The organism is Lacrimispora sp., from assembly GCF_032078915.1.
Taxonomy (GTDB): domain Bacteria; phylum Bacillota; class Clostridia; order Lachnospirales; family Lachnospiraceae; genus Lacrimispora.
The window spans coordinates 109,925-129,611 of record NZ_DAMAUN010000003.1 but is presented as its reverse complement, the minus strand read 5'-3'; the positions used below and the strand labels follow the sequence as shown (position 1 = coordinate 129,611).

At 47.5% G+C, this 19,687-nt stretch carries 15 protein-coding genes and 1 pseudogene; 3 read left to right on the top strand and 13 right to left on the bottom strand.

Features of this window, described 5'->3' with window-relative positions; translation table 11 throughout:
- Nucleotides 1-17 precede the first annotated feature (17 nt).
- Nucleotides 18-815 carry a sensor histidine kinase gene (locus tag RT269_RS02580; protein ID WP_313180432.1) on the top strand — a complete coding sequence of 266 codons (798 nt, stop codon included), beginning with the start codon at nucleotides 18-20 and terminating at the stop codon, nucleotides 813-815.
- Nucleotides 808-2,217 carry an ATP-binding cassette domain-containing protein gene (locus RT269_RS02575; RefSeq protein ID WP_313180431.1) on the top strand — a complete coding sequence of 470 codons (1,410 nt, stop codon included), beginning with the start codon at nucleotides 808-810 and terminating at the stop codon, nucleotides 2,215-2,217. The genes RT269_RS02580 and RT269_RS02575 overlap by 8 nt, the downstream gene beginning before the upstream one ends.
- A gap of 64 nt (nucleotides 2,218-2,281) precedes the next feature.
- Here the strand turns inward: RT269_RS02575 and RT269_RS02570 are convergent.
- From RT269_RS02570 to RT269_RS02535, 8 genes and pseudogenes are all read right to left on the bottom strand, one after another.
- Nucleotides 2,282-3,235 (bottom strand): annotated as a pseudogene (locus RT269_RS02570) (NAD(P)-dependent oxidoreductase).
- Between the two features lies 1 nt (nucleotide 3,236).
- The gene (locus RT269_RS02565; protein ID WP_313180430.1) at nucleotides 3,237-4,625 is read right to left on the bottom strand and encodes an FAD-dependent oxidoreductase; all 1,389 of its coding nucleotides are present in this window, start codon (nucleotides 4,623-4,625) and stop codon (nucleotides 3,237-3,239) included.
- Entirely contained in the window at nucleotides 4,622-7,129 is a 2,508-nt protein-coding gene (locus tag RT269_RS02560; RefSeq protein WP_313180429.1) for a glycoside hydrolase family 2 protein, read from the bottom strand. The genes RT269_RS02565 and RT269_RS02560 overlap by 4 nt, the downstream gene beginning before the upstream one ends.
- Before the next feature lie 117 nt (nucleotides 7,130-7,246).
- A complete protein-coding gene (locus tag RT269_RS02555) occupies nucleotides 7,247-7,918 on the bottom strand; it encodes a response regulator transcription factor (protein WP_313180428.1) in 672 nt (223 codons plus the stop codon).
- A gap of 17 nt (nucleotides 7,919-7,935) precedes the next feature.
- Nucleotides 7,936-9,486 (bottom strand): ATP-binding protein, encoded by a 1,551-nt coding sequence (locus RT269_RS02550; protein ID WP_313180427.1) that lies wholly within the window; start codon nucleotides 9,484-9,486, stop codon nucleotides 7,936-7,938.
- Between the two features lie 13 nt (nucleotides 9,487-9,499).
- Complete coding sequence (locus RT269_RS02545; protein ID WP_313180426.1) at nucleotides 9,500-10,348, bottom strand: carbohydrate ABC transporter permease; 849 nt, start codon at nucleotides 10,346-10,348, stop codon at nucleotides 9,500-9,502.
- A 14-nt stretch (nucleotides 10,349-10,362) separates the two neighbouring features.
- On the bottom strand, nucleotides 10,363-11,295 hold the full coding sequence (locus tag RT269_RS02540; protein ID WP_313180425.1) for a carbohydrate ABC transporter permease: 933 nt from the start codon (nucleotides 11,293-11,295) through the stop codon (nucleotides 10,363-10,365).
- A gap of 64 nt (nucleotides 11,296-11,359) precedes the next feature.
- Complete coding sequence (locus RT269_RS02535; RefSeq protein WP_313180424.1) at nucleotides 11,360-12,826, bottom strand: ABC transporter substrate-binding protein; 1,467 nt, start codon at nucleotides 12,824-12,826, stop codon at nucleotides 11,360-11,362.
- A 253-nt stretch (nucleotides 12,827-13,079) separates the two neighbouring features.
- Here RT269_RS02535 and RT269_RS02530 point away from each other — a divergent pair, with 253 nt between their 5' ends.
- Nucleotides 13,080-14,549, top strand: a complete 1,470-nt coding sequence (locus RT269_RS02530; RefSeq protein WP_313180423.1) for a glycoside hydrolase family 5 protein — start codon at nucleotides 13,080-13,082, stop codon at nucleotides 14,547-14,549.
- 134 nt (nucleotides 14,550-14,683) lie between these two features.
- Here the strand turns inward: RT269_RS02530 and RT269_RS02525 are convergent, their stop codons facing one another.
- From RT269_RS02525 to RT269_RS02505, 5 genes are all read right to left on the bottom strand, one after another.
- Nucleotides 14,684-15,577 carry a MetQ/NlpA family ABC transporter substrate-binding protein gene (locus tag RT269_RS02525; RefSeq protein WP_313180422.1) on the bottom strand — a complete coding sequence of 298 codons (894 nt, stop codon included), beginning with the start codon at nucleotides 15,575-15,577 and terminating at the stop codon, nucleotides 14,684-14,686.
- A 46-nt stretch (nucleotides 15,578-15,623) separates the two neighbouring features.
- Complete coding sequence (locus tag RT269_RS02520) at nucleotides 15,624-16,289, bottom strand: methionine ABC transporter permease (protein ID WP_313180421.1); 666 nt, start codon at nucleotides 16,287-16,289, stop codon at nucleotides 15,624-15,626.
- Entirely contained in the window at nucleotides 16,279-17,301 is a 1,023-nt protein-coding gene (locus RT269_RS02515; protein ID WP_313180420.1) for a methionine ABC transporter ATP-binding protein, read from the bottom strand. The genes RT269_RS02520 and RT269_RS02515 overlap by 11 nt, the downstream gene beginning before the upstream one ends.
- Before the next feature lie 444 nt (nucleotides 17,302-17,745).
- Complete coding sequence (gene pepV / locus RT269_RS02510; RefSeq protein WP_313180419.1) at nucleotides 17,746-19,149, bottom strand: dipeptidase PepV; 1,404 nt, start codon at nucleotides 19,147-19,149, stop codon at nucleotides 17,746-17,748.
- 19 nt (nucleotides 19,150-19,168) lie between these two features.
- Nucleotides 19,169-19,621 carry a GatB/YqeY domain-containing protein gene (locus RT269_RS02505; protein ID WP_313180418.1) on the bottom strand — a complete coding sequence of 151 codons (453 nt, stop codon included), beginning with the start codon at nucleotides 19,619-19,621 and terminating at the stop codon, nucleotides 19,169-19,171.
- Between the last annotated feature and the right edge of the window lie 66 nt (nucleotides 19,622-19,687).

Below are 19,687 nucleotides of genomic sequence, written 5' to 3'. Positions count from 1 at the left end.
AAAGGGAAAGAAAGACTATGAAGCTCTTAACAGAAAAGAAATTACAAAAGCTCTTAGAGGAACACAGCCAGAAAGCCGTCCGTGATAAAGCACGTTATTATGAAAATGAAATCTTAAAGAAGCAGACCGAACTCCTTACCCTGCAAAATCAGATAAACCCGCATTTTCTGTATAATGCCCTGGAATGCATCCGTGCCCAGGCCGTACTAAGCGACATGCGGGAGATAGCGGATATTACCTACGCCCTGTCTAACTTCTTCCGCTACAGCATCAGCACGAAAAACGACTTTGCCACGTTAAGCGATGAAGTAAATGTAATCAACAATTATATGAAGATCCAGCAATACCGCTTCCGCGACAGGTTCTGTCTGAACGTGGATCTGCCGGACACCTGGAGCAGTATCATGGATGCGGTGATTCCCAAGCTCACCTTGCAGCCCATTGTGGAAAACAGCATCGTACATGCCTTTACGGAATCCGCAGACAACGGGGTTATCACCATAGAAATTATCCCTGCAAAAAAGCATATTAATATCCGCATATCTGATAACGGAAAAGGGATCGATCCCGATACCCTTAAGATGCTGAACCATTCCCTGGAGCAGGAATACTATGTCCCACCCAATCACAGCAAAAGGAGCACCGGCATTGCCCTGTGGAACGTAAACCGGCGGCTGAAGCTGGTCTTCGGAGACAGCTACGGGCTCCATGTATCCAGCACGCCTGCCCTGGGAACCGATGTGGAGATTCACATCCCCTATATCTCCGTGAATTCCGATGATTTTTCCCAAACCGGAGGAAATACCTATGCCTGATGAATTGTACCGGATACAGGATTTATGTTTGCGCAAAGACAATACCATGCTCATAGACCATCTGACGATGTATCAATATAAGGGTGAAATTATTGGACTCATGGGACTTCATGACTCCGGAAAGACCCTGCTGTCACTTATCCTGTCCGGTCAGGAGCTTCCGGACAGCGGCAGATTCTGCTATGAAGAGTCTCCTGTTTCCTGTCAGGATCTGGCCTCCCACGTTGCCCTGGTGCAAAGACACAGCTCCTTAATCCCCTCTCTCTCAGTGGCGGAAAATGTGTTCATCATCCGGCGCCATAAGAGGAGAGCCTTTCTCATGCATAGAAAGCTTATCCTCCATGAAGCGCAGAATTACATGAGGGAAATGAAGCTTACGATTCCTCCCCATGTGCAGGTAAAACATCTTACAAGATCAGAGCAATGTCTGGTGGAAATACTGAAGGCTTATATCCTGGGAGCCAGGCTGATCATCCTGGATGACATTCCTCTGACCTTTTTTCAGGACCCGCAATTCTCCAGAATATATCAGTATCTGAAGGAAAAAAAGGTTTCCTTCCTTATAACATCCTGTGATATATACCAGCTTCAGCTCTTCTCAGACCGCATTTACTTTATGGACGACCATCGTATGGTAAAATGGATATACAATGAAAAAAGGAATGCCATTGATATCTCCAGACTGTACAGCCGCCCACTGGCTTACACAGAGTCTTCTTCCCATGAATCCCCGGTCGTGGCGATGAAAGCGGTCGGGCTCTGTTACGGTTCTTTAAAGCACATCTGCTTTGAACTTCATGAAGGCGGGATCGTTGCCATCTTTGACTTATTCCGCAACGCCTCATCCCAGCTGCTGGCACTCCTTACTCATCCCCGGGATCTGATCTCCGGCTCCATCAGCGTCTATGAAAAGCCCGTCAAAGGAGAGAGCTGCCCTTCCTTTGTATTTGCCGGATTTGATTTAGAGGACTGTATCTTTGAAACACTGACCACCAAAGATAATATATGCATCGGCAGCTATAAGAGGCTGGCCGGTCCCCTGGGCATCCTAAAACGCGCCAGAATGCAGTATGTGGAACAGACTTTCCTAAAAGAATATGAGGAAGAAGGATTTGTCCCCCGCGCCTCCTGCCGGAACCTGCCCAAGAAGGAAAAGCTGGCCATGTACTTATACCGGCTTGAGCTTCTGCGAAAGAAAATCATCTTCTGCATCTATCCGGAAAAATATATTGATTATGACACCCTGCATATGCTGAAGAAATCCCTGCGGCGCATCGCCAGAAGAGGAAATACCGTGTGCATCATTACATGTGACTTTGAAAAGATATATCCTCTGGCGGAGCGCCATCTGATCCTGTCGTTGGATTCCATACAGGAGTATGCCGGCAGAGACAATGAATAAGCCGGCAGCATAAAGGTTACGCAGGAAATTTCCGGCGTTAAAGGCTAAGACAGTTTTACTCTGTTTACACACATACATTTTCAGGTCTTCCGGCCAGAAATTTCTCCACATTGCCAAAGGTGATCTCCGCCCTGCGTACCATGGATTCCTCAGATAAAAACGCCTGATGGGGAGTCAGCAGCGTATTCTTTGCGTGAAGCAGCGGATAATCCTCAGCCAGCGGCGGTTCTCCGTCGAAAACATCAATACAGGCATAGCCCAGGCGGTCCCCGTTTAAGGCCTCAGCCAGGGCGCGGTTATCCACAATCGGTCCTCTGGCACAATTGATCAATACTGCATCCCGTTTCATGAGTGCCAGACGTTCTTCATTGATAAAGCCCCTGGTATTCTCATTAAGAGGAAGATGCAAAGATACAAGATCACTCCTGGACAGCACCTCCTCCAAAGACTGATACACAATCCCCGACTGCCCGCCGGTTTCCGGTGCGGCAGGATCATAGGCAATCACCTTTGCTCAAAAAGCCTGAAACAGTCTCGCCGTTACCAGACCGATCCGCCCAACTCCCACAATTCCCACGGTTCTGCCGCAGATTTCCTTTCCGCCGATTCCCGCACTGGTGCCGCCGGCCCTAAGCTGCTGGTCAGCTTTTCTTAAATTCCGCAAAGCAGCGACAGCCATGCCGATCACCAGCTCTGCTACCGTCTGATTGGAATATCCGGCCGCATTGCAAACCGTCACTCCCTGTTCCCGGCACGCCTGCACCCCTACATGGTCAATGCCGGTGAAGGCTACTGCAATCATTTTAAGCGACGGCACCGCCCGGACCACCGCATCCGGATAGGAATGGTTGGCGATGATCACAATGTCACTGCCTTTGCTTCTTTCCATCAATTCCGCTTCACCGTCTGCCACCGTATCATAGCTGGAAAAGTCATGTCCCTGTGCCGCAAGCTTCTTTGCATACGTTTCAATCAGCGTTTTTGGAACACTTAATGGTTCTGCTAATGTTATTTTCATCTTATTTATCCTCCTGTCCCAGATACACTCCCTGGGAAATTAATGTTGTTCTCAGTTTTATTACATCCAGTGCTTTGGGCAGACACCCTTCCCGGATACAAAGGGCGGCGGCAGTTCCCGCAGCCTGCCCCTGAGCCATGCAGGACACCGTATTGCGGGTAGACATATGCGCCTCCCAGGTACTGGTAATGCATCTGCCCGCCACCAGGAGCCCCTGCACGTTCACCGGAAGCAGCGCCCGGTACGGCACACCGTAGCAGCCGCCGTCTTTAATGGTAATCCGCGGCGCACAATCATGGAAGCCATAGAGATACACCTCATCCTCAAACCGTTGTCCATTTACAATCTCTTCCTGTGACATGTCATGTTCACAGGAGACGATTCTGGTCAGCCGGATTCCGATGCTGGCCGGTGTCCAGTTCACATATGCTTTTTCAAAACCCGGAATATACTTCTTAAGCATTGCCGCCAACTGCATGATCTGATGGCGAAGCGTAATCTCTGCCGCTGAATATTCCTCTGAATTGGTGGTGTCCACGTTTTTTAAATTGGCGCTGTTGATGTAAGTAAAGCTGTTTTCATGAAGGGAAAATCCCAATGGCCCCCACATACCTTCCTGATTCATAAATTCCGTAAATTCCGGCACCTGGTTCAACTGGAAGCCCAGACGAATCACATGGTCTGTCTCACTTCCCTTATCGCCCTCTATCAACTGGGTGATCAGTTTGTTTTTCTTTAAATATTCCACCAGGCGGGTCATATCAACATCATTCATCCCGAAAGGCATTCCCACCGAGGCAGTATCCTGCCGTTTCACATAATCCGCTCCTGCGAAAGCGGCAACATCGGCATCCCCGGTGGCGTCAATCACGACTCCGGCCCGGATCGCCTCCCTCCCGGATTTTCCTTTTGTCACAATACCAGTCAACTGGTCTCCATCTTTTAAAACTCCGACTATCATGGTATGTAAAAGAACTGTCACGCCTGCTTCTTCCAGCATGGTAAATGCCACATCCTTAAACAGTTCCCAGTCCACAATCGTGATCACAGAATCATAGCTGCCGCCCTTTTCCTGCTCTAAATGGCCCGGAGAACCTCCGGCAGCCATCATCCTCTGGATGATTTCCTGGGGAATCCCCTGAACCACCTGCTGCTTTTTCGCATCCGGGAAAGCCTTATAAAGATTGTAAAAGCTGTGAAGCGGTCCGGCCCCGTTTACCAGGGTTCCGCCCACATAGCCAAGCTGTTCCACCATTACTGTTTTTGCGCCGTTTCTGGCCGCAGCCAGAGCCGCCACAAAGCCAGATGTACCGCCGCCGCACACTACCGTATCACAGGTGTAACGTACTGGTGTCCTGATCTGTTCTACAATAAAATCGTCTTCCATCATTCCCTCTCTTTCTGTTCCGGCCTCTGATACCACAGAACCGCCGGATTTTCATCATAAACTGATTTTGCCGTTATCCTTCCCTGGCGCTGTCCGGAGAGAATCCGGATCCGCTTTTCCATTCCGGGAAGCAGATCAAAATAGTTGTCCCCAAACAGCCAGCCAAAAGCCGCCCCATCATCTCCTGCCGTAATCTCCACGCACCTGGCAAAAGCTTCACAGCAAACCACAAGCATATCCCCTTCCTGGATGAGGGACAGACCTGTTTTCATCGGATATTCCATATGACGTTCCATCTCTAATACATCAAGCGAAGTTCCTAAAACCTCCCCTGAATCCGATATCGCCCTCGCATACACTGCATGCCGCTTTAAAAACTGTCCGAAAGGATCGAGGGTACAGACAGGACTGGACTCATCCGGAGCCACCGTAAATGCCTTCTCAAACGATTGGATGATGCAGTTCTTCTGAATGTCAAAGAGAGACACCTCTAAAATCCCCTGTTTCATATCCGGTGTATCATTGGTGATCCACAGATAGCCCTGGTCAGCGAACTCACAGGATAGGAAAAATGGTTCATAGCAGCGTTTCAATTCATAATAAGGGTAGTAGGGCTCCTGAAAATAATCCACCACTCCGTAAGAAATAATGTTGCTGTTATTATTGAACTTCCAGAGCAGGTGTCCGCCTGTCCGCCGCCTGTCCGCAAGGTGGTCTCCGCTATAACCCCGGCGGAACCGCCCCACTTCTTTCCTGATATACTCTCCGTGTGCCGCACCAAGATTATACACCAGCTCCTCCGGGGAAAGTGCGTCATAATAATGCTCCACCGGCCCCAGCTTTAAGTAACCCTGGTTCGTATTATGACGGCTCCAGGATTCCGGCCATTGTAACATTGTTTTCCGCGTCACCCGGCCGCAATAGCCATCCGGCCAAAGCTCCTCCTCTGTCATCATACGTCTCATGGATTTGACCGCCGGTGCCGAAACCCGGCAGTTCTCACTTAAGAAAACCGGAAATTCCCGTCCCGGAACAAACCACAGATGAGTATAGCCATGGGTGTCGCCTTCTTTCGGATCATTGGCCCACCGGCCTCCGGATGGGGAAGAAAGGTGATAATACCGTTCTGGGTCAAGGCTTTTGCACACCTTGGCAAAGACCTGATCAAGGATCACACTCCCCAGACATTCCTCACCGGGATAATCATAGTCCCGGCATAAGAGCGTCTCATTGCCGCCGCACCAGAGTAAGATACAGGGATGGGATTTCAGCCGTTTTACCAGCTGTATTGCTTCCTCCCGGCACAGCGCAAGATAATGAGGCTCTTCCGAATACATGGAATAGCACAAATAAAAATCCTGCCAGATCAGTATCCCCCTGCGGTCGCATTCCTCATAAAACGCCTCCGGAAGCTTTTCTCCCTCTCCCCAGACCCGCAGAGTATTGAAATTGCCAAGCTCCGCCAGATCAAGGAGCCGGTTCATCACCTCCGGACGGTAGCAGTTGCTCATGGTATCCGGATGAACCAGGTTTGCTCCCCATAATTTCACAGGCCGGCCATTCACAGTAAAATTCATCTCCGCTCCGCCGGATATCCGGCGAAAACCGATCCATCTGGTCAGACTTTCCTCCAGGTTCCCGCCGCAGCGCAGCTTCACCTGGTATAAGTAAGGCTTCCCGTGGGTCCGCGGCCACCAAAGCTGCGGGCGATCAACACACAGCTTGGCCATGGCCCTGTTATGTTCAACCGGTATTTCCAGACCGGCCGCCAGCCGGCCCTCCTCATCCAAAACCTCTGCAAAAAGCAGCCCCTGCTTTCCATCGCCCAGAAACGTCACATCGATCAACACTCTCCCGCTGCCATCTTCCTCCAGGATACTTTCAATTAAAACCTCACCGAAAGAAAGGGAAGGAACCTGCTTTAATGCCACAGTTCCATAGATTCCGCAGCGGATCAAAGACGGCGAAGGGCCACAATACTCGTGAAATCCGCAGCGGAACACCCGAAACGCCGAGATCGCCGCAACCCGGCCCTGATACTTCGAGGGCAGTACCGCTTCATCGATCAGACGCTTTGCCGAATGAAAATAAATCAACAGCGTATTTCGTTCAAGAAGCACCTCCGAAACCGGAATCTGATACTCCAAAAAAACATCTTCACATCGCCTTACCAATACTCCATTTACATAAATATCAGCAAAGGTATCGATTCCTTCCAGCATGAGCCAGGACGCTGCCCCCGCCTTGGCCGGAAACTCACACCGGTAAACCCAGTCATAGTCATCAATCCACAAATCCTCGTTTATTCCGGTAAGATTGGGATTCTTTATTTCCCCATATGCCAGCAGCACATCATGAACCTGAGCCGGAAAGGCGGAAATCTCATAGATCCGGTCTCTTCCAGTTCCCGGAGTCTGAAACCGCTGCTCAAGTTCCTCATAGCTGCACGCTTCTCCCGCCGGGAACCGTTTCATCTGCCATCCGGCGCGAATGATCTGTAAGCTCATATCAGTCCCCCTGTTCCGACCTTAAAACACGAATCCTCTGGCTAAAGGCTGGCTGGTCAACACCGCAATTCCGGTATTGCCAAACTCCCTTGATTTCATCATGCTTTCCTCTTTCCATTAATCATCGAATATTTTCAGTTCCCGCAGCTGCCGGACGACATCTTTCATCCGTTTTTTACCAAATTTTTTTAAGATATGATTGACCTGTGAGCGAATTGTGGTTTCCTGCACAAAACGCAGCTCTGCGATATTCCTGTAGGTAAGCCCACCGTATATCATTTTCAAAATCTCATATTCCGTTGTATTAATCAAAAGCATTACCTGGAAGGTTTCCTTTAAGCGGATCTGGTTTTCCTGCACCTGCTGGTATCCGTCTATCAGCTTCCTGGCAACCTCCGGCCTGACCAACAGCTTATTGTCAATCACATCATGAATGGATTTGACAATCTTCTCAACCGGATTCATCTTAATGATATAGTCTGCCGCACCGGCTAAATAAGCCCGGAAAATAAACTCCTCATCCTCATGAACGGTGAGGGCAATACATTTTACACCTGGAAACAGCTCCTGAATCTTTGCAATTGCAGATATTCCGGCAGTCCTGGTTTCCATCTGTATATCCATCAGCACTACATCCGGCAAAAGCTCCTCCGTCAGCATGGCGGCCTCCCTCCCGGTCCCCACAACACCGACAATCTCTATGTCACCGGACAAAGTGGCGATTTCTTCTGCCAGGTGGTTTCGGATTTCCTCCATATCATCGGCAATGATAATTCTGATCTTCTCCATGTCTTTCCCTCCCCTGTTCACGGCTGTTTTGCCGGGTCGTTTTTGCTGACTGGCAGCATCACCAGCACTGATGTATAAATACCTTCCCTGCTGTCAAGCTTCACCTGCCCCAGATGAGCTTTCACCACTTTATATACATAGGGAAGCCCCAGACCCCAGTTCATCTTCCCCTGTTTGCCGGAATAGTGGGGAGTAAATATCCGCTTACGGTTTCTGGGTTTGATACCGGTTCCGTTATCTGTAATGGCAATTACAAGCCAGCGGAATAAGAAAAAGATCTGCACGGTAATCGTTCCTTCTTCCTTCCCTGACTGCTCGATTGCTTCTACCGCATTGTAAAAAACATTCACCAGAGCCTTACATAGGTGATATCGGTCATACATTCCGTTTATTCCCTCAAAACGCGTCTTATCCCACACCACCCGGATATGCTCCGGGATCGTCACCTCTGCCAGCGCTTCATCAATAATACTGACAATACTGTTATGAAGGTAATGGTACTTGACCTCCTTTAACTTATCAAGCATCTCCGTGGTCCGGGCCAGCGACTCATCAATCAGCTGTTTCATTCTCCCGACCTCCGGTATCTCCTCTTTCTGCGGCAGCCTGGTTTCGATCTTACCGGTCAGAATCTGTAAGGAAAACAGTAAGTTTTTTTGGGAGTGAAGGGTTTCACCTAACATCTCGTTCATAACGATCAGATTCTTTTGGATCTTTCGTTCCACAAACAGGGTGGCGGATATATCCATACGAAAACTGAGCAGGATAAACATGCAGACCGATAAGACAATCAGCACCACCGACGGAGACGTCAGATACACCTTTGAAATCCTGGCCTGGACATTTTCAAAAATCCAAAAGCCGCTGCGGATGACCTTGCCTACGGAAACACTGAATGGTCCTACGTAAAAAAAGCAGTAAAACAGGGTGGCAACCAAAAGCAGACCCATAGACAGCAAAAAAATACGCTTCCTCAAAAACAGCACGGTGGTCTCCGCCACATACCGGAGGAGCAGAAAAACCGGCCGCAGCAGCAGATACAGAACACTCAGCTTTACGACCAGATTCATCCCCTCAAAGAGGCAGTACACCAGCCAAGGCCTGTCCGAAGTGTGATAATAGATGTACATGTTTGTAGAGGTTATGGGATCATACATCAGCAGAGACAGAAACGGAATCAGAAACAGCAGAACATGACCCCGTATCTTCACCCGGCTTTTTTTCTTCTCTCTGTAACCTCTAAGCCCCCGGTAAAATTCATAGTTAAAAATTGTCTCCGCCAGTAAAAACAAGGCGATCCCCAGATTCATCAGCCGGATATTCCAGACAATCGGCAGAGCCATGCGGTCTGTGATCGTTCGGTAGATATAGTAATCCAGACGGTAATAAATACTGCTGTCATAATAACAGGCATAACTAGCAAACATATTGATATGTAGTATGATGGAAAAAAAAGCAATGATCACCCCTGCCGCCATCAGCACAAACAGATAGGAATATCTGCTTTTCCGGTCAAACACTAGTAAAATAATCGAAAAGATCAACAGCAAGCCAATGGTATAGAACATAAATTACCCCCACTTATCCTTTGACAGAACCTTCCGTCAGTCCTGAAATAAAATATTTGTTCAAGAATAAGTATATAATAAACATGGGCAGAATTGAAATACTAATTCCCGCAAGCATCAGATTCCAGGATGAAACAGCTTCTCCGCTGGATTTTAAGCTTACTACACCGACTACCAGAGGCCATTTTTCCTTGGCTGAAATGGTAAACACATAGGGAAGCAGATAATCGCTCCAGGCCGTCCGAAATGCTATCAGCCCGGCGGTCGCCACCAGCGGCTTGCACAGCGGGAAAATAATCCGGCAGAAAATCCCGAAGAAGCTGCAGCCATCAATCTGCGCGGCTTCGTCTATCTCCTTTGAAATCTGGCGGACAAATCCCGTAGCGACAAATACCTGGGTCGCATTCATTCCGAAAACCCTGATAATAATCGGCCCCCAAAGGGTTCCGTTTAATCCAAACAATTTGGCAAGGCTCAACTGGGGATACAAAGATAAGGTCCCGATAGAAACAAACATGGAACACAGCAGCATGACATTAACCACCCGGGAGAACCTTGTCGTCCCCCTGGCAAACACATAACCGGCCAAAATGGAGGTAAGGACACAGCCGGCTACCACTACCACTGTATAGAAAATACTGTTAAAGGTCAGTTTACCAAAATTAGCCAGATTCCATGCCTGGACATAATTTTCCAGATGCCATTCCAGAGGAATGATCCGAACACCGCCAACCAGTATCTCCTGGTTGGATTTAAAAGACGATAGCAAAATATAGACGACCGGGAAGACGGCAAACAGCGTAACCGCCGTCAGAAAGCCGTACAGAACAAACCGCAGTATAAGTTTCGATACCTTTTTCATCGCTTTCCTCCTCCCTATTCATCAATGGACTGCATTTTCTTTGATACCTTCAAATAGATTAGCGTTACAATCCCCAAAATAATGGCCGTGATAACCGCCATTGCAGAAGCATAGCCAAATTGCACCTCTTTTGAAGAGCTTTCGCCGTAAGAGAAAAAGCATTTGAAAATATACGTCATTACCACCTCCGTGGAACCGCCGGGGGCGCCGTTGGTCAGAACCAGAATTAAGTCCGTCATCTTCATGGTTCCCAAAACGCTCATCATCAGCACCAGCTGGAGAATGGGAGCTACCATCGGTACGGTAATGTGAAAAAACTGCTGAACCTCGTTCGCCCCGTCAATAGACGAACATTCGTATAAGGATTTGGGAATATTCTGCAGGCCCATGAGAAAGTAAATCATATTTAATCCGAAGGTTGTCCACAGAGACACCAGAATGATCACAAACATGGCATGGTTCTTATCACTGAACCAGCTGATATTCCGGGATATAAAGCCCAATTCCCGGAGGGCGGCATTGATGATCCCATTATACGCACTGAAAAGGATGGAGAAAATCAATCCCACCACTGCGATACTGAACACCGACGGCAGAAAGAACACCACCCGGAAAAAGGAACTGCCTTTTATCCTGTTATTCAACAAAACTGCAAGCAGCAAAGAAAGCGGGATCTCGATCAGCATCTTAAGACCGGCAATCAGAAAGGTGTTTTTTAAAGAACCCCAGTAGGCCGGATCCCTGGCAAATGCCCGGACAAAGTTATCCAGGCCGATAAAGACCGGCTCGCTGTAGCCATTGTATTTAAAAAATGACCAGCGCAGCACCCAGACAATGGGATATACGGAAAACATCAAGAACCCGATTGTCATCGGTGTGATCATGAGTATCTCCTGGATTTTGTTCCCTGTGTGAAGTTTATTACTCTTTTTTAATATTCTGCTCATAAGCACCTCTTTAAAAAAAGCACTTCCAAATAGATATGCATATCCGGAAGTGCTGACTTAAGTTCTACTTCACCCACTTCATCTTTACAGTAATATCGGGATCAATGTAATCCTTAATATCTACTTTGCCTGATGAAATTGCCTGATCCAAAGCCTCATTATAGCGGACTGTCAAATCCTCCAGAGCGGCATCCACATCTACTACGCCTGTAAGTATCTTACTATATGCATCATGGAAACCGTCTCCCTCGATGGATAAATCACCGTCAGGATTGGGATACTTGATGCAGTAGATATCCATATCCGAGAACCGCAGCCAGTTTGGATCCATATCCGCAGCCGTTGACTGACTGGTGATCTCATCACCCAGGATGCTGATATCCACCTGAGCTTCGTTGGTTGCCACAAACAATTCATCAGAATACAGGAACTTCATAAATTCCCCAACCTTATCCTCATATCCCTTCTCCTTAACATCGGAATTGATCACGTAGGATAAGGACACGCCGACAGGCTCTTTGTAGCGGTTCCCCGCATCCTTTACAGGATAAGGGATGACCTCCCACTCAAAGTCACAGGGGAACTGTTTTTTAAAGGTCATGACATCAGAGGATAAAACTCCTACCATACCGATATTTCCGGCGGAAAACTGGGCTCTTGCCGTATCTCCATCCATGGTTTCAAAGCCCGGAAACATGCTGCCGTCATCAATGATTTCCTGCAAATGTCCAAAGAACCCCCGAAGGCTGGAATAATCATATCTTCCGGTTGTATGATTAAAATATTCATCCCCAACACTGGCAGCATTGGCAAGATTTACATAAAAGTAATCGTAGGAAGAATAGCCCATAGCCAGGGCATAACCGTAGGTAGAACCGCCGCTGTTTTCCGTAATCACCCGTGCAGCTTCCCGCATCTCGTCCCATGTTTCGGGTACGGTCAGCCCATTTTCCTTAAAAATATCCATGTTGCATGCAATTCCGTAGTTTGTTACCCGGAACGGAATGGCATAGGTTTGATCCCCGAATATTCCATATCCCGGCGCATTATACGGCCGGAACCGCTCAACCAGTCCCTTTAAGCTTTCCACATCATCCCAGGGCATGATGTAACCGGCCTTGGAATAATTTCCTATCTTGTTGCTCTTAAAAATATCCGGGCCTTCACCTGCTGTTACAGCCACGTCCAGAGTTGTGTAATAATCACTGCCGTAAACCGTATATTCAACCGCAATCCCTTTTTCTTTGCCGATGGTCTCATTAAATTCCTTTATCTTTTCATCATATACTGCCTGATCATGCTGGTCATTGGACCACATCCGAATGGTTGTAACCTCCCCCGGAGCCGCAGGCGCCCCAGTCTCTCCTGCCGTTTGGGCACTATTGCCGGCAGCTGTCTCTCCCAACTTTTGGGCGCTGTTGCCGTCAGCCGCAGACCCCGGTGCGCTCCCGGATGTACTTTTGCAGGCTGTCAATGATGCGGCCATAGAAATCCCAAGCAGCAACATACCAATACTCTTTGTTAGCCTCATAGTTCCTCCTCCAATATAAATATTTTCATATTACTGAAAAACTTTTTAAATCCCGAAATTCATGAACTTCATAGCTGAATTTTAACACAGAGATTTAAGAATGATAAGTATGAAAATTCGTCAACATTTACATTTAACCTCCTTTTTGTATTCTACTTTTTATAAAATGTTGATAATTCATCATATTGAGCACCCCACATTCCAATGGTAAAATATACAATATAGTGAATTACATACCGAAAGGAGATATTTTATGGAGTTTCTTAAAACCAGGGGGAAAGCAATTGTAACAGAATCGGGCCGTCAGGTCTATCTGCGCGGCACCTGCATCGGCGGATGGATGAATATGGAGAACTTTATCAACGGCTATCCGGGAACGGAAATTTCCTTAAGAGAGCACATGGCTGCCAGACTGGGGAAAGAGGACGGAGAATTTTTCTTCTTAGAAATGATGAAGGAATTTTTGTCGGAAAAGGATTTAAGTTTTATCGCTTCCACCGGAGCGAACTGCGTGCGCCTGGCGCTCAACTACCGGCATTTTGAAGATGATTCCGAGCCATTTGTATACAAGGAAAAGGGATTCGAAATTCTGGAGGCCGCCGTCTCCTTATGCGAGCGCCACCACTTATACGTAATTTTAGACATGCACGCCATACAGGGCTGGCAGAACACTCACTGGCACAGCGATAATGACGGGGGCATCTCCCTGTTCTGGTCCGATGCCTGCTACCAGAAGCGCTACATCAGCTTTATGCAGGAACTGGCCCGGCGTTTTTGCGGCCGCTCTGCAGTAGCCGGCTATGAATTGTTCAACGAGCCAAGTTCCAGCTGCCGCAGCGGGGATTATCCCTTTAACATGTACGAAAATTTCTCCTCAGATTACGAAACCTTTAACCGGGTCGTAAAGAAGACCGTACATGCCATCCGGGAAGTTGACCCGGACCACATCATCTTTATCGAAGGCGACTGCTACGGACATAATTTTTCCGGCTTAGAGGCCCCTTTTGCCGAAAACCTTGTTTATTCCTCCCACGATTACATCATTTCCAGCTTCGGACCCGGCAAATATCCGGGACACTATGAGGAGCTGCATAATGACCGGGTGGAGACAGCCAGCTACTGGGATTATGAAAAGCAGATAAACCATATCAGGGAAACAGAAGGCTGGCAATTTTCCGAAAAATACCTGGTTCCCTTATGGGTCGGGGAATTTGGCTCCCAGTATTGTACGGGGGAAGAGGATATGCCAAACCGTCTGGCATCCATGGACGACCAGTTAAAGGCAATGAATGAGCTTGGTCTTCACTGGACCACCTGGACCTATAAGGACTGCGGCACCATGGGCTGGGTGACGGTTAAGCCCGACAGCGAATATCTTCAGCAGGTCGCCGGGGTCCAGCGTCAAAAGGGCCTTTTAGGAGCCGAAAACTTTACCGCCTGGCGCAGCGAATGCCCTGGCAAAGAGGTAACAAGGGAATTTACCAAATATATGCTGTCTCTACTGGAGGAAGCGCCTAATTATACCTTCGGCACCTTTCAGAAATGTATGAACTACGCCCTGCTGACCGGCTTTGCCGCAGGTGTCTTACAGCCGGAATATGCAAATCAGTTTAAAAACTGCAGCCGTGAGGATATCTCCAGAATTATGAAGTCTTTCGCTTTGGAAAATTGTGAAAAGAATGAACGGTATCTTGAGATTTTAAGACGGCGGCTGGTGCAATAGATGATGCCGGGGAGACATGCCCGGTCAAGTGCGGCCTCACATTAGCCGTTTGACAAAAAGGCCGCTATGGAAGCTGTTTCAAGCGAATCCATAACGGCCTTTTATTTATTTAAATTTCTTAAAGAAGTTCCTGTTTAGAAAGAAGGAACTACTGCACCTTCGTAGGTGTCTTCAATAAACTTTTTAACGGTATCGCTTGATAAAGCTTCCACAAGAGCTTTGGTCTTCTCGCTGCTTTCCTCACCTGAACGAACCGCAATAATATTACTGTAAAGAGTTGCTGCCACAGACTTTGCATCCTCTACAGCCAGAGCATCGGATACCTTTAAGCCTGCTTCAATGGCGTAGTTTCCGTTGATAACAGCCACATCCACATCGCCTAAGGAACGGGGAAGCTGAGCAGCTTCTACTTCAACGATTTTAAAATTCTTATCGTTCTTTACAATATCATTCTTTGTTGCATCCAGTTCAATGCCTTCCTTTAATTCGATCAGTCCCTGGTCTGCCAGTAAAAGAAGAGCTCTTGCTTCGTTGGAAACATCATTTGGAACTGCGATCTGGGCTCCGTCGGGAAGCTTATCAATGGAATCTGTCTTTCCTGCATAGATGCCGAAAGGCTCATAATGAATGGCTGCCGCACTTACAAGGTCGGTTCCTTTCTGCTCATTGAACTGATCCAGATATGGCTTATGCTGGAAATAGTTGGCATCTAAGTCTCCGGATTCAAGAGCCATGTTTGGCTGCACATAATCCGTATATTCCTTGACTACCAGCTCATAGCCTTTTTCTTTTAAAATATCCTTTGCAGCATTTAAAATCTCTGCATGAGGAGCCGGAGTTGCTCCCACAATGATCTTCTCTAAGTCAGCGGTCGTTTCTGCTGCCGTTGATTCTTCTGCCTTTGTTTCCTCTGATGATGCAGCCTGGGTTGCTGCAGGTGTTGCGGGCGCTTCTTTACTTCCTGCGCATGCGGTCAGCGCCGCTGCTGCAACCAGTGCAGCTGAAAATACATAAAGTGTCTTTTTCATAATTGTTCCTCCTTGAATTTTTTTATGGTAACGCCTGAGGCGGTTACTATTTCACCCGTTTGTCGCTCTTTTTGGATAATTTCATTCCGGTTTCCTGAATGATCTGAACGATGATCACAAGGATCGCGACTGTTACAAACATCATCTGCGTCTGATAACGGTAATATCCATATCGAATCGCAATATCACCAAGACCGCCGCCGCCTACAAATCCGGCCATAGCGGAATAAGACAATATGGTTGTTACGGAAAGGGCTGCTCCTACCAGGAGGGAAGGCTTTGCCTCCGGAAGGAGAACCTTACATATAATTTGAAACGTTGAGGCACCCATGGATTTCGCCGCTTCCACCACACCACTGTCCACTTCCTTAAAAGAAGATTCCACCACTCTGGCAACATACGGGGCTGCTGCTATTACTAAAGGCGGAATCACGGCCTTGGGTCCCAGTAGCGTTCCAACAATCAATTTTGTAACGGGTATGACCATAATAAGCAAAATAATAAAGGGTATGGAGCGAAACAGATTGATAACAAGTCCCAATACCTGCTGGAGCCAGGGGATTGGATGGATTCCATCTTTATCTGTAACAATTAGTATAATACCCAGAGGGATACCGATAAGATAAGAAAAAACGGAAGATGTCAGCGTCATAAACAAAGACTCTCCTATACCGGTAATAAGCATTTGAATCGTTGTCGCATCAAAGGTCATGTTTCTTCACCTCCTCATGTGTAATCCCTGCTGTTTTTAAATAACTAAGCACCCGGTTCTGGTCAACTTCATTATCCGGAAGCTGGATGACCATCTGCCCCATAGCGGTTCCGTTAATATCTCTGGTCTCGGCATGCATAATGTTCACCGGTACCTTACAGGCTAATATCATATTGGCGAGAACAGGCTCAAAGGAAGACCGTCCGTCAAAGGAAATCCGGACTCTTTTGGAGCCGCCGAAACGGCTGACTTGTTCCGCCGCTTCTCCTAAAATGAGCTGTCTGCCGATCTTTGACTTTGGCTCAGAGAATATTTCCTTTACGCTTCCCACTTCTGCAATATGGCTCTGGTCAATAATCGCCACCCGGTCACAGATGGCTTCTATTACTGACATCTCATGGGTGATAACAACCACGGTAACTCCCATGGACTTGTTAATATCTTTTAAAAGCCCAAGGATGGACTTTGTGGTATTTGGATCTAACGCACTTGTGGCCTCATCGCAAAGGAGAACCTTCGGATTGGTTGCCAGGGCCCTTGCTATGGCGACCCTTTGCTTCTGTCCACCTGACAGCTGAGCCGGATAAGCCTTGGCCCGGTCCTTAAGGCCCACGATTTCCAAGAGCTCCATGGCTCTTTTTAACCCTTCCTTTTTAGGTGCCTTGGCGATTTCCAGCGGAAAGCACACATTCTGAAGAACGTTCCTTTGAGCCAGCAGGTTGAACTGCTGAAAAATCATGCCCATGGACTGTCTGGCCAGCCTCTGCTCCTGCGGCCGCATGGAGGCCAGACTCTTGTTTTCAAAAAGTACATCTCCTGATGTCGGTATCTCTAAATAATTGATACAGCGGACCAAAGTACTTTTACCGGCTCCGCTTAAACCGATAATTCCAAATATCTCTCCCTGTTCTATGGACAGGTTGATATCGTCTAGGGCCTTAATCGGGCCGTTGGCGGTACGAAACTCTTTTCCCAGTCCCACCAGCTGAATAATAGGTTCTGCTGACTGCATTTGTCTATTTCCTTTCATTATTATTGCCCGTTTTTTGGACATTAAGGGATTCCCGTAAGGTGTTTCTTTATTCCCGCCCATCGTTCCGGGCATAAAGGGATATCCATAGGGTGTCTCTTTAAGGTACAAAAAGGCCGCAAGCCCTGCACAGACTTGCGACCTGAAATTTTCCGCGTATTGCTGCTCTCAGCGAATTCTAATCACACAATCCATACAAATGAAACGATTATCGTATTTTTATGCACTCTGATACACGACACATCATCATACACATGCCGTCCATCTTGTTCATATTCATCTGCATGGCTCTCCACTGGTTCATGGCAGCTACTCCTCCCACTGATTCCTATAGGCAAACTAGGAATTACTTTATGAGGCGTATTTTACGCTCTCTTCCTGTTTTTGTCAATACTAATTTTAAAATTTGAAACAAAAACCTAATTTTTATGAACAAAGGTCTACAATCACCTGCGCGAATATCTTTGCGCTTACAATCAGTTCGTCAATGACTGCATACTCATCAGCTCCATGCATCCGGTTATCTGTCCCCGGCATGGAAGCGCCGAAGGCAACGCCGTTCTTTAATTCATGGACATAGGTACCGCCGCCCATGGATACGCATTCTCCCTTGCGGCCTGTATAGCTTTCATAAGCACTGAGCAGGGTCTTTACAAATTCCGAATTTCCATCCACATGATGAGGAGGCTTCATGGAATCATTGAGAAGGGTAAAACCCTTTTCCGCCATGTTTCTTCTTACCACTAAAAGGACATTCTCCTCTGTCGCACAGACCGGACACCGGCTGTCAAAGGTACCCTCCAGACCGGATTCTGTCACATTTAAGAGACTGAATGCCAGAGTCAGGCTGCCGGAGAGCTCATCTTCCATTGCAATTCCCAAAGCTTCTCCTGAAGTATCTCCATGAGGGATCAGTTCCAGAAGGCGGCGGATCATGATCATCTGTTCGCATTCCGCCAGAGGAAGCTCTGTTAAGAATAAAAGAAGTCCGGTCAGGGCGTTATTACCCTCTTCAGGAAGAGAGGCATGTGCGCTTTTACCGATTGCAGTTATAATGGCTGTATCTTCATCCAATTTCAGTTCAAAGCGGATTCCTGTCCTTTTTTCACACTCTGCCGCTGCATGTTCAAGGACTTTTGCATCAAGGCCCTTCACAACTGCACTTGCCTTTCCAGGAACCACGTTTACTTTGGTTCCGGCCTCTACGCTCACCAGTTTGGGAAGCTGGTCAGAAGCTGTCCATTCTGCGGTGAAATGGCCGTTTAAACCACCCTTTTCCGTATTTACAACCGGGAAGGAGCCGTCAGGAGAAAAGGTCATAGGCGCTTCCTTTTCAATGGCATAATAATGAGCGATATCTGAGCTTCCGCACTCTTCGTCCGTTCCCAGGATCAGCCGCACATTTTTATTAAGAGGAATATTCAGCTCTTTTACCGCTCTCATGGCATAAAGAGCTGCAACAGCCGGACCCTTATCATCTGCGGTTCCCCTGCCGAATAATTTATCTCCCTTTACTACCGGCTCAAAAGGCTCCGTCTCCTTCCAGCCTTCTCCTGCCGGCACCACATCAAGATGGGCCAGGATATCAAGCTGGCGCTCCTTATCGTTTAAATCTGCCGTTCCAACATAATTATCATAATTGGTAATGGAGAAGCCATAGGATTCCGCAATATCCAGCGCTTCATTCAAAGCTTCAAACGCTCCTGGTCCGTAGGGCATCCCTTCCCTGTATGGCATCTTTTCACTGTTGATGCGGCACAGCGTACAGATGTCTTCTATCATTTCCTGCTTATGTGACTCTATATATTCTTCTATTTCTTTCCGATACATGATCCACACCTCTTTTTTCTTATTTCATCATAGATGCCAGTACGTCATTTACTGCCTTGCCGTCTGCTTTTCCCTTTACCTTGGGCATCAGGGTTTTCATGATCTTTCCTTTGTCTGCCCCAGTAGGAACTTCAATTCCAAGTTCCTCAAGAACAGACTGGATGATCTCCCTGATCTGCTCCTCTCCCATATCCTCCGGAGCAAATTCCTTATAAACGGTAATACGAAACGCCGCTTCTTCCCTGATATCCGTCCTGTCTTCAGGCGCAAGATCATGAGTTTCCTGAGTCTGTTTGATTTCCTTCTTTACTACTGTATTGGCCTCATCTTCCGTAATAGGGGTATGGTCCTTCTTATCGATTTCAAAATTCTTAAGAGCAGAAAGAAGCATGGATAAGGCATCTTTTCGCTGTTTATCCTTTGCCTTCATTGCCTCTACCATGGCTGCTCTTACTTCATCAATCTTACTCATTGTCTGCTGCCTCCTTATATTTTATGATTATTAAACTGTTACCTGCTTTCCGGCATCTATATTGCG